Origin of the sequence: Bordetella saccharivorans (assembly GCF_045862855.1) — a bacterium.
GTDB classification, from domain to species: Bacteria; Pseudomonadota; Gammaproteobacteria; order Burkholderiales; family Burkholderiaceae_B; genus Bordetella_A; species Bordetella_A petrii_F.
On sequence record NZ_BAAFZO010000001.1, the window covers coordinates 1835573 to 1847340 of the forward strand.

At 64.5% G+C, this 11768-nt stretch carries 6 protein-coding genes; 5 read left to right on the top strand and 1 reads right to left on the bottom strand.

Annotated elements, in window-relative coordinates; all coding sequences use genetic code 11:
- Nucleotides 1-244: 244 nt before the first annotated feature.
- The 4 genes from rplJ (at nt 245) to rpoC (ending at nt 9742) form a co-directional block, all read left to right on the top strand.
- Nucleotides 245-769 (top strand): 50S ribosomal protein L10, encoded by a 525-nt coding sequence (rplJ, locus tag ACKTT0_RS08795; protein ID WP_028355602.1) that lies wholly within the window; start codon nt 245-247, stop codon nt 767-769.
- Between the two features lie 76 nt (nt 770-845).
- Nucleotides 846-1226, top strand: coding sequence for a 50S ribosomal protein L7/L12 (gene rplL / locus ACKTT0_RS08800; RefSeq protein WP_407849550.1), 381 nt, complete (start codon nt 846-848; stop codon nt 1224-1226).
- Nucleotides 1227-1388: 162 nt separating this feature from the next.
- Nucleotides 1389-5501, top strand: coding sequence for a DNA-directed RNA polymerase subunit beta (gene rpoB / locus ACKTT0_RS08805; RefSeq protein WP_407849551.1), 4113 nt, complete (start codon nt 1389-1391; stop codon nt 5499-5501).
- Nucleotides 5501-9742 carry a DNA-directed RNA polymerase subunit beta' gene (gene rpoC, locus ACKTT0_RS08810; RefSeq protein WP_407849552.1) on the top strand — a complete coding sequence of 1414 codons (4242 nt, stop codon included), beginning with the start codon at nt 5501-5503 and terminating at the stop codon, nt 9740-9742. Before rpoB ends, rpoC begins: the two co-directional genes overlap by 1 nt.
- A 135-nt stretch (nt 9743-9877) precedes the next feature.
- Here the strand turns inward: rpoC and ACKTT0_RS08815 are convergent, their stop codons facing one another.
- Nucleotides 9878-10273 carry a TssQ family T6SS-associated lipoprotein gene (locus ACKTT0_RS08815; RefSeq protein ID WP_407849553.1) on the bottom strand — a complete coding sequence of 132 codons (396 nt, stop codon included), beginning with the start codon at nt 10271-10273 and terminating at the stop codon, nt 9878-9880.
- A gap of 264 nt (nt 10274-10537) precedes the next feature.
- Between ACKTT0_RS08815 and ACKTT0_RS08820 the strand changes: the two genes are divergently transcribed.
- Nucleotides 10538-11749: a serine/threonine-protein kinase gene (locus ACKTT0_RS08820; RefSeq protein ID WP_407849554.1), complete on the top strand. Its 1212-nt coding sequence runs from the start codon at nt 10538-10540 to the stop codon at nt 11747-11749.
- Nucleotides 11750-11768: the final 19 nt, after the last annotated feature.

Here is an 11768-nt window from a genome sequence, read left to right on the forward strand (position 1 = left end):
CGGCAAAAACGAACTTTGGGCTGCATCCGGGTCATACCGGATGTTGCTGTCAAAGACCGCTGGAGCAGGGCACAGGCAGCCGCATCGCAGGTGCCCCGCTTAATCCCGGAGCCAACCGGGTCCGGATCCAGCGTAGACGGCGTCCCCAGGAAGATTTCTTTACCCGAAGAACTCAACCAGGCGCCGCATTCGGTTGACGCGCAAGGCCAAGGCCCCAGGCGTCTTTTGATGGAGTGTTCAAACCGTGAGTCTCAATCGTCAAGAGAAAGCGGTGGTGATCGAGGAAGTCTCGGCAGCTGTTGCCAAGGCCCAGTCGATCGTTATCGCCGAGTACCGTGGTCTGGACGTCGCCTCTGTCACCGTACTGCGCAAGACTGCGCGTGAATCGGGCGTGTACCTGCGTGTTCTCAAGAACACGCTGGCCCGTCGTGCGGTTGCCGGCACGGCTTTCGAGCCGCTGTCCGAGCAACTGACCGGTCCGCTGATCTACGGGATCAGCAACGATCCGGTTTCGGCGGCCAAGGTCCTGGCAGATTTCGCGAAGAGCAACGACAAGCTGGTCATCAAGGCGGGCTCGCTGCCCAACAACCTGTTGAACCAAGAAGGCGTGAAGGCCCTGGCCACCATGCCCTCGCGCGAAGAGTTGCTGTCGAAACTGCTGGGCACCATGCAAGCCCCCATCGCGCAATTCGTACGTACGCTCAACGAAGTTCCGACCAAGTTCGCCCGCGGCCTGGCTGCCGTGCGCGACCAGAAGGCGGCGGCGTAAGCCACCGTCCGCGGAATTCGCTGAACGACCGAGCGACACCCAACCTGGCATTTATCCAATTTTGGAGTTCTGAAAAATGGCACTTAGCAAAGCTGAAATCCTTGACGCCATCGCTGGCATGACCGTGCTCGAGCTGTCCGAGCTGATCAAGGAAATGGAAGAGAAGTTTGGCGTGTCGGCAGCCGCCGCCGCCGTGGCCGTGGCTGCCCCCGCTGCCGGTGGTGGCGCCGCCGCCGCCGAAGAGCAGACCGAATTCACCGTTGTGCTGGCCGAAGCCGGCGCCAACAAGGTGAGCGTCATCAAGGCCGTGCGCGAACTGACCGGCCTGGGTCTGAAGGAAGCCAAGGACCTGGTCGACGGCGCGCCGAAGCCCGTCAAGGAAGGCATCGCCAAGGCTGACGCCGAAGCCGCCAAGAAGAAGCTGGAAGAAGCCGGCGCCAAGGTCGAACTCAAGTAAGACTTTGCGTCGACGCCCGGGGACAGCGCAATTTGCCGTCCCCGGGCTTTTGCGTTTCCAGGAAACCCCTACTGCCGGGGTGTCCTTTGCAGAGAGGTTTCCTGGAGTCGTATCACCTGGGGCCGTGGTTGACGGCCCATGCAACCTCGAGTCGGAGTGCTCATGCCTTACTCGTACACCGAAAAAAAGCGCATCCGCAAAAGCTTCGCCAAGCGTGAAGACGTTCAGAACGTACCCTTCCTGCTTGCCACGCAGCTTCAATCCTACCTAACTTTCCTGCAGGCGGATACTCCCCCCGCTGATCGTGCCAACGATGGTCTGCAGGCGGCGTTCTCGTCGATTTTCCCGATTGTCAGCCATAACGGGATGGCGCGCTTGGAGTTCGTCAGCTACGTGCTGGGCGAGCCGGTGTTTGATGTCAAGGAATGTCAGCAGCGTGGCCTGACCTACGCGTCGCCGCTGCGCGCCAAGGTGCGCCTGGTGCTGCTCGACCGCGAAGTCAGCAAGCCGACCATCAAGGAAGTGAAAGAACAGGAAGTCTACATGGGCGAAATTCCGCTCATGACTGGCACCGGTTCGTTCGTCATCAACGGCACCGAGCGTGTCATCGTCTCGCAGCTGCACCGTTCGCCCGGCGTGTTCTTCGAACACGACCGCGGCAAGACCCACAGCTCGGGCAAGCTGCTGTTCTCGGCCCGCGTGATTCCCTACCGCGGTTCGTGGCTCGACTTCGAGTTCGATCCCAAGGACGTGCTGTTCTTCCGGGTCGACCGTCGTCGCAAGATGCCCGTGACGATCCTGCTCAAGGCCATCGGCATGACGCCGGAATCGATTCTGGCGCACTTCTTCGACTTCGATAATTTCGAGCTCAAGAGCGAAGGCGGCATGATCGAGTTCGTGCCCGAGCGCTGGAAGGGCGAGATGGCGCGTTTCGACATCTCCGACCGCGATGGCAAGGTCATCGTCGAGAAAGACAAGCGCATCAACGCCAAGCACCTGCGCGACATGGCTGCCGCCGGCATCCAGCGCATCTCGGTGCCGGAAGAGTTCCTGTACGGCCGCGTGCTGGCCAAGAACATCGTCGACGCCGAGACCGGCGAAGTGGTGGCGCATGCCAACGACGAGATCACCGAAAGCGTGCTGGGCGCGCTGCGGGCGGCCAACGTGCGCGAAATCCAGACGCTGTATACCAACGACCTGGACCGCGGTCCGTACATCTCGCAGACGCTGCGCACCGACGAAACCGCCGACCAGATGGCCGCGCGCGTGGCCATCTACCGCATGATGCGCCCCGGCGAGCCGCCCACCGAAGACGCGGTCGAAGCGTTGTTCCAGCGCCTGTTCTACAGCGAGGAAACCTACGACCTGTCGCGCGTGGGCCGCATGAAGGTCAACAGCCGCCTGGGCCGTGGTGAGGACATCACCGGCCCCATGACGCTGACCAACGAGGACATCCTCGAGACCATCAAGGTGCTGGTCGAGCTGCGCAACGGCCGCGGCCAGATCGACGATATCGATCACCTGGGCAACCGTCGTGTGCGTTGCGTCGGCGAACTGGCCGAGAACCAGTTCCGCGCCGGCCTGGTGCGCGTCGAGCGCGCCGTCAAGGAACGCCTGGGCCAGGCCGAGACCGAAAACCTGATGCCGCACGACCTGATCAACTCCAAGCCGATCTCGGCTGCCATCAAGGAGTTCTTCGGCTCGAGCCAGCTGTCGCAGTTCATGGACCAGACCAACCCCTTGTCGGAGATCACGCACAAGCGCCGTGTCTCCGCCCTGGGCCCGGGCGGCCTGACCCGCGAGCGCGCCGGCTTCGAAGTGCGCGACGTGCATCCCACGCACTATGGCCGCGTCTGCCCGATCGAAACGCCGGAAGGCCCGAACATCGGCCTGATCAACTCCATGGCGCTGTATGCCCGCCTGAACGAGTACGGCTTCCTGGAAACGCCTTACCGCAAGATCATCGACGGCAAGGTCAGCGACCAGATCGACTACCTGTCGGCCATTGAAGAAAGCAACTACGTCATCGCGCAGGCCAACGCCGCGCTCGATGACGAAGGCCGCTTCGTCGACGACCTGGTGGCGTGCCGTGAAGCCGGCGAAACCATGCTGACCGCGCCGGCCAACGTGCACTACATGGACGTGGCCCCGTCGCAGATCGTCTCGGTGGCGGCTTCGCTGATTCCGTTCCTGGAGCACGACGACGCCAACCGCGCGCTGATGGGCGCCAACATGCAGCGCCAGGCCGTGCCCTGCCTGCGTCCCGAGAAACCGGTGGTCGGCACCGGCATCGAGCGCACCGTGGCGGTCGACTCCGGCACCACCGTGCAGGCGCTGCGCGGCGGCGTGGTCGACCACGTCGACGCCGAGCGTGTCGTGATCCGCGTCAACGACGAAGAAAACGTCGCGGGCGAAGTCGGTGTCGACATCTACAACCTGATCAAGTACACCCGTTCCAACCAGAACACCAACATCAACCAGCGTCCCATCGTCAAGCGCGGCGACAAGGTCGCCAAGGGCGACGTGCTGGCCGACGGCGCTTCCACCGACCTGGGCGAACTGGCGCTGGGGCAGAACATGCTCATCGCGTTCATGCCCTGGAACGGCTACAACTTCGAAGACTCGATCCTGATCTCGGAAAAGGTCGTGGCCGACGACCGCTACACCTCGATCCACATCGAGGAACTGACGGTGGTGGCGCGCGACACCAAGCTCGGGCCCGAGGAAATCACCCGCGACATCAGCAACCTGGCCGAAACCCAGCTGAACCGCCTGGATGATTCCGGCATCGTCTACATCGGCGCCGAAGTCACCGCCGACGACGTGCTGGTGGGCAAGGTCACGCCCAAGGGAGAGACCCAGCTGACGCCGGAAGAGAAGCTGCTGCGCGCCATCTTTGGCGAAAAAGCGTCCGACGTGAAGGACACCTCGCTGCGCGTGCCCTCGGGCATGGTCGGCACCGTCATCGACGTGCAGGTGTTCACGCGTGAAGGCATCGTGCGCGACAAGCGCGCCCAGTCCATCATCGACGACGAACTGCGCCGCTATCGCCAGGACCTGAACGACCAGTTGCGCATCGTCGAGAACGACCAGTTCGATCGTATCGAGAAGATGCTGATCGGCAAGACGGTCAATGGCGGCCCGCGCAAGCTGGCCAAGGGCGCCACGATCACCAAGGCCTACCTGGCGGACCTGGACCGCTGGCAGTGGTTCGACATCCGGCTGGCCGACGAGCCGCACGCCGTGGTGCTGGAACAGGCCAAGGAATCGCTCGAGCAGAAGCGCCACCAGTTCGACCTGGCCTTCGAAGAGAAGCGCAAGAAGCTGACGCAAGGCGACGAGCTGCCCCCGGGCGTGCTCAAGATGATCAAGGTCTACCTGGCCGTCAAGCGTCGCCTGCAGCCCGGCGACAAGATGGCCGGCCGCCACGGCAACAAGGGCGTGGTCTCGCGCATCACGCCGGTCGAGGACATGCCCCACATGGCCGACGGCACCCCCGCCGACATCGTGCTGAACCCATTGGGCGTGCCCTCGCGGATGAACGTCGGCCAGGTGCTGGAAGTGCACCTGGGCTGGGCCGCCAAGGGCGTGGGCCATCGCATCGCCGACATGCTGCGCGACGAGCGCACGGCGCAGGTGAAGAACGTGCGCGCCTACCTGGACAAGGTCTACAACACCACCGGCACCGGCGCGCAGATCGACACCCTGACCGATGACGAAGTCATGGAACTGGCGCAGAACCTCAAGAACGGCGTGCCGTTCGCGACGCCGGTGTTCGACGGCGCCACCGAGGAAGAAATCGGCAAGATGCTCGAGCTGGCCTATCCCGACGAGGTCGCCCAGCGCATGCAACTGACCGAATCGCGCACGCAGGCATGGCTGTTCGACGGCCGCACCGGCGAGAAATTCGAGCGTCCGGTCACGGTGGGCTACATGCACTACCTGAAGCTGCACCACCTGGTCGACGACAAGATGCACGCCCGTTCCACCGGTCCGTACTCGCTCGTTACCCAGCAGCCGCTGGGCGGCAAGGCGCAGTTCGGCGGCCAGCGTTTCGGGGAAATGGAAGTGTGGGCGCTGGAAGCCTACGGCGCCGCCTACACCCTGCAGGAAATGCTGACGGTGAAGTCCGACGATATCACCGGCCGTACCAAGGTTTACGAAAACATCGTCAAGGGCGACCACGTCATCGATGCCGGCATGCCGGAATCGTTCAACGTGCTGGTCAAGGAAATCCGCTCGTTGGCCCTCGACATGGATCTGGAGCGTAACTAATGAAAGCGCTACTCGACCTCTTCAAGCAAGTCTCGCAAGACGAGCAGTTCGATGCCATCAAGATCGGCATCGCCTCGCCCGAGAAAATCCGTTCGTGGTCCTACGGCGAAGTCCGCAAACCCGAAACCATCAACTACCGCACGTTCAAGCCCGAGCGCGACGGCCTGTTCTGCTCGAAGATCTTCGGGCCGATCAAGGACTACGAGTGCTTGTGCGGCAAGTACAAGCGCCTGAAGCACCGCGGCGTGATCTGCGAGAAGTGCGGCGTCGAAGTGACGGTGGCCAAGGTGCGCCGCGAGCGCATGGGCCACATCGAGCTGGCCAGCCCGGTCGCGCACATCTGGTTCCTCAAGAGCCTGCCCTCGCGCCTGGGCATGGTGCTGGACATGACGCTGCGCGACATCGAGCGCGTGCTCTACTTCGAGGCCTGGTGCGTCATCGAGCCCGGCATGACGCCGCTCAAGCGCGGCCAGATCATGTCCGACGACGACTTCCTGGCCAAGACCGAAGAGTACGGTGACGACTTCCGCGCCCTGATGGGCGCCGAGGCTGTGCGCGAGCTGCTGCGCACCATCGACATCGACCGCGAAGTGGAAACGCTGCGCGGCGAGCTCAAGGCCACCAGCTCGGAAGCCAAGATCAAGAAGATCTCCAAGCGCCTGAAGGTGCTGGAAGGCTTCCAGAAGTCGGGCATCAAGGCCGAGTGGATGGTCATGGAAGTGCTGCCCGTGCTGCCGCCGGACCTGCGTCCGCTGGTGCCGCTCGATGGCGGCCGCTTCGCTACGTCCGACCTGAACGACCTGTACCGCCGGGTCATCAACCGCAACAACCGCCTCAAGCGCCTGCTCGAACTGAAGGCGCCCGAAATCATCCTGCGCAACGAAAAGCGCATGCTGCAAGAGGCCGTCGATTCGCTGCTGGACAACGGCCGCCGCGGCAAGGCCATGACTGGCGCCAACAAGCGCCAGCTGAAGTCGCTGGCCGACATGATCAAGGGCAAGAGCGGCCGCTTCCGCCAGAACCTGCTGGGCAAGCGCGTCGACTATTCTGGCCGTTCGGTCATCGTGGTGGGCCCGCAGCTCAAGCTGCACCAGTGCGGCCTGCCGAAGCTGATGGCGCTGGAGCTGTTCAAGCCCTTCATTTTCAATCGTCTCGAAATGATGGGCCTGGCGACCACCATCAAGGCCGCCAAGAAGCTGGTCGAAAGCCAGGAACCGGTGGTCTGGGACATCCTCGAGGAAGTCATCCGCGAACACCCGGTCATGCTGAACCGGGCGCCGACCCTGCACCGCCTGGGCATCCAGGCGTTCGAGCCGGTGCTGATCGAAGGCAAGGCGATCCAGCTGCACCCGCTGGTCTGCGCGGCCTTCAACGCCGACTTCGACGGCGACCAGATGGCCGTCCACGTGCCGCTCTCGCTGGAAGCCCAGCTGGAAGCGCGCACGCTGATGCTGGCCTCGAACAACGTGTTGTTCCCCGCCAACGGCGAGCCCTCGATCGTGCCGTCGCAGGACATCGTGCTGGGCCTGTACTACACGACCCGCGAGCGCATCAACGGCAAGGGCGAAGGCATCTTCTTCACCGACGTGGCCGAAGTGCAGCGCGCCTACGACAACGGCGAAGTCGAGCTGCAGTCGCGCATCACCGTGCGCCTGACCGAGTACGAACGTGACGACAACGGCGAATTCCAGCCGGTGCTCCGCCGCCACGAAACGACCGTCGGCCGCGCCCTGCTGTCCGAGATCCTGCCCAAGGGCCTGCCGTTCTCGGTGCTGAACAAGGCCCTGAAGAAGAAGGAAATCTCGCGCCTGATCAACCAGTCGTTCCGCCGCTGCGGCCTGCGCGACACGGTGATCTTCGCCGACAAGCTGATGCAGTCGGGCTTCCGCCTGGCCACCCGTGGCGGCATTTCGATCGCCATGGGCGACATGCTGATTCCCAAGGCCAAGGAAGGCATCCTGGCCGAGGCCAGCCGCGAGGTGAAGGAAATCGACAAGCAGTACTCGTCGGGTCTGGTCACGTCCCAGGAACGCTACAACAACGTGGTGGACATCTGGGGCAAGGCCAGCGACAAGGTCGGCAAGGCGATGATGGAACAGCTGGCTACCGAGCCGGTGGTGAACCGCCACGGCGAGGAAGTGCGCCAGGAATCGTTCAACTCGATCTACATGATGGCCGACTCGGGCGCGCGCGGTTCGGCCGCCCAGATCCGCCAGTTGGCGGGCATGCGCGGCCTGATGGCCAAGCCGGACGGCTCGATCATCGAAACGCCCATTACCGCGAACTTCCGCGAAGGCTTGAACGTACTGCAGTACTTCATCTCGACCCACGGCGCGCGCAAGGGCCTGGCCGACACCGCGCTGAAGACGGCGAACTCGGGCTACTTGACCCGCCGCCTGGTCGACGTTACGCAAGACCTGGTGATTACCGAGGAAGATTGCGGCACCACCCAGGGCTACGCCATGAAGGCGCTGGTCGAGGGCGGTGAAGTCATCGAACCGCTGCGCGACCGCATCCTGGGCCGCGTGGCCGCGGTGGACGTGGTCGACCCCGATACGCAGGAAACCGCGATCGCCGCCGGCACGCTGCTCGACGAAGACCTGGTCGACCTGATCGACCGCATCGGCGTCGACGAAGTGAAGGTGCGCACGCCGCTGACCTGCGAAACCCGCCATGGCCTGTGCGCGCACTGCTACGGCCGCGACCTCGGCCGCGGCTCGCACGTGAACGTGGGCGAAGCGGTCGGCGTGATCGCTGCCCAGTCGATCGGCGAACCGGGCACCCAGCTGACGATGCGTACGTTCCACATCGGCGGCGCGGCGTCGCGTTCGGCCCTGGCCAGCGCGGTGGAAACCAAGTCGACCGGTAAGGTGGGCTTTGCCAGCACCATGCGGTATGTCACCAACGCCAAGGGCGAACGGGTGGCGATCTCGCGTTCCGGTGAACTGGCGATCTACGACGACAACGGCCGCGAGCGCGAGCGTCACAAGATCCCGTACGGCGCCACCGTGCTGGTGGGCGACGGCGAAGCCGTCAAGGCGGGTACCCGCCTGGCCACCTGGGATCCGCTGACCCGTCCGATCGTGTCCGAATATGCCGGCGCGGTGCGCTTCGAGAATATCGAAGAAGGCGTCACCGTGGCCAAGCAGCTCGACGAGATCACGGGCCTGTCCACGCTGGTGGTCATCACGCCCAAGACGCGCAGCGGCAAGGGCGTTACCCGTCCGCAGATCAAGCTGGTCAACGAGAGCGGCGAGGACGTCAAGATCGCCGGCACCGATCACTCGGTGAACATTTCGTTCCCGGTGGGCGCGCTGATCACCGTGCGTGACGGCCAGCAGGTCTCGGTGGGCGAGGTCCTGGCCCGTATTCCACAGGAATCGCAGAAGACGCGCGATATTACCGGCGGTCTGCCGCGCGTGGCCGAGCTGTTCGAAGCGCGTTCGCCCAAGGATGCCGGCATGCTGGCCGATGTCACGGGCACCGTCTCGTTCGGCAAGGACACCAAGGGCAAGCAGCGCCTGGTCATCACCGACCTCGAGGGCGTCAGCCACGAATTCCTGATCCCGAAGGAAAAGCAGGTGCTGGTGCACGACGGCCAGGTGGTGAACAAGGGCGAAATGATCGTCGACGGTCCGGCCGATCCGCACGACATCCTGCGCCTGCAGGGTATCGAGAAGCTGGCGACCTACATCGTCGACGAAGTCCAGGACGTCTACCGTCTGCAGGGCGTGAAGATCAACGACAAGCACATCGAGGTGATTGTTCGCCAGATGCTGCGCCGCGTGAACATCGTCGATGCGGGCGATACCGACTTCATCCCGGGCGAGCAGGTCGAGCGTTCCGAGCTGCTGAACGAGAACGACCGCGTCACCGCCGAAGACAAGCGCCCCGCCACGTACGACAACGTGCTGCTCGGCATCACCAAGGCCTCGCTGTCGACCGACTCGTTCATTTCCGCGGCGTCGTTCCAGGAAACCACCCGTGTCCTGACCGAAGCCGCGATCATGGGCAAGCGCGACGACCTGCGCGGGCTGAAGGAAAACGTCATCGTCGGCCGCCTTATCCCGGCGGGTACCGGCCTGGCCTATCACATTGCCCGCAAGGACAAGGAGGCCCTGGAAGCCGCCGAGCGCGAAGCCGCGCGGCAACTGGCCAACCCGTTCGAGGACGCGCCTGTCACGGTCGATGTCGACACGCCGCCTCCGTCCGGCGCCGGCCAGGAAGGGCCCGCCGAATAAGGGCGCTCCGCCATCGGTACAGCCGGCATGCCGCAAGGTATGCCGGCCGCCAGGTGAAACTGAAACGGCCGCTGAATTGCTTCAGCGGCCGTTTTTTTGCGCCGGCGCCATGCCAGGCGCCAGGTGACCGGACTGCTAGCGCCCGGCGCGCGCCTGTGCCGATTTGAACACCGGGCCCCATTGCGGGTGGCCGGCCTCGTTGGGCGCGAGTACGAACGCCGGGTCGAGCTGCAAAATGCGTACGAATGTGTCTTCGCACAATTGCGCGTAGTTGCGCACGCAATAGCTGAACGCCTGCAACTTGTAGGCCTCGATGCGCAGCGACTTGGGCGCGGCGGCAATGTCCCCCGACGTCGCGACGGTGCGGATGACGCCGCCATACTGCCCGGCTGCGTATTGTTGTTTGACTTCCGCCAGCGCATCCTGCGCGGCTTGGGACGGTGGGCCTTCAAGGCTGGAACCAAACCCGGCGCAGCCGCCGAGCGTGATCAGAAGGCAAAGCAGAGGGGGCAAGAAAGCGCGAGTCTTCATGAACGATTGAGCCTGTGCCTGTGGAAGAAGGAGTCACATCCTGTTCCCGGCGTAGCCATTGTGAAATGAACCCGGGAAGGATGCTCGGATAATATCCGTTGTATGAATCAATAGCGCATGCTGCGATGCAATAAACATGCTTCTTACTGCGAGTTCCGGTTATAAAAAGTAACTTCAGTAAACTGCGCATGGCGCCTGCGCGAGAATCGAGCCCCCTCGTTTATCAGGCGATGGTTTCTCGCGCATTTCCATTCCGTTTCGGTCATGTTCACCTCCGCCGGCTTTTCCACCCCGCGCGGGCCCTTCGCCGGCGCCGCGCCTCTTGCCCATCGCCCGCTCAGCGCCATCGCCGCGACTGCCGCGGGCGGGGTGCCCCAGTCCCGCATCCAGCGGCTGATTGCCGAGCTCATTCCGACCCTCGAGGAACTGCACGAGGATGGACGGATCTGCGGCGATATTTCAGTTCATTCCATCGGACTGGATGAAACCGGGCGCGCGCACTTGATGGCGTTGTCGGGCTATGCGCCGGCAGCCGAACCCAAGGCGCCTACGCCCGGCTACGCCCCGTTCGAGCTCTACACTGAAGATTCCGAATGGCCACGCGGACCCTGGACCGACATCTACGGGCTCTGCGCCGTGGCGTATGCGCTGGTCACCGGCCAGCGGCCGCCCGCCGCTCCGGAGCGGCGCATCTCGGAGACGTATCGTCCCCTGTCCACGATGGACCTGCCGAAGTATGACGCGGCGTTCTGCCAGGCAGTAGATGCCGGCCTGGCCGTCGCGCCCGCCGATCGGCCCCGCACCGTCCAGGCCCTGGCCGAATTGCTGGCATTGCCGGCGCCGCCGCGGGCCGCCGAGCCCGCCGTGGCGCTGGCGCCCGCCGCGACGCCAGCCGCGGCCCCGGATGCGCCGGGCCGCGCCCACCGGCAAAGCTTCCGCGCGGTTGCACGGGCCATCCTGCTCGGCGTGGCGACGCTTGGCGTGTCGGCTTACTGGTGGGGCCGGCTGACCGGCGCGCCGGAAGGGGTCATTACCCATTCGGAAACCGTGGTGGGAGCCGATCCTACCCCGGTAGAACGGGTCGCGCCGCCGTCGCTCCGGGATCCAGCCCCCGTAGCCATGGCGGAGCTGCCCGCGGCCGAATGGCAAGGCGGGTATGCCGAGGCGGCGCCGGGCGTGTCCGCCGACGCGCCGGCCCCGGCAGAGCCGGCCGACGGAAACGCCGCGCCCGCCAGCGCCGCTCCATCGCAAACGCCGCCGCCGCCGGCCCGGGTCCGCGTCAGCATAAATGTGCGTCCCTGGGGCGAGATTCTCATCAATGGCGTGCCACGCGGCGTGACCCCGCCCCTCAAGACCCTGCGGCTGGCCCCGGGCAAATATTCGGTGACGATCCGCAACAGCGCGCAGCCGCCCTACCGCACGACGCTCGAAGTCAAGGCGGGCCAGCCCACCATGATTTCCCACATATTCCGCTAGGCCTGCTCATGCGGGGGCT

What these genes read in the sequence shown, in the direction of transcription:
- rplL (WP_407849550.1), top strand. Translation starts at nt 846, where the DNA reads ATGGCACTTAGCAAAGCTGAAATCCTTGACGCCATCGCTGGCATGACC.
- rpoB (WP_407849551.1), top strand. Translation starts at nt 1,389, where the DNA reads ATGCCTTACTCGTACACCGAAAAAAAGCGCATCCGCAAAAGCTTCGCC.
- rpoC (WP_407849552.1), top strand. Translation starts at nt 5,501, where the DNA reads ATGAAAGCGCTACTCGACCTCTTCAAGCAAGTCTCGCAAGACGAGCAG.
- ACKTT0_RS08815 (WP_407849553.1), bottom strand. Translation starts at nt 10,273, where the DNA reads ATGAAGACTCGCGCTTTCTTGCCCCCTCTGCTTTGCCTTCTGATCACG.
- ACKTT0_RS08820 (WP_407849554.1), top strand. Translation starts at nt 10,538, where the DNA reads ATGTTCACCTCCGCCGGCTTTTCCACCCCGCGCGGGCCCTTCGCCGGC.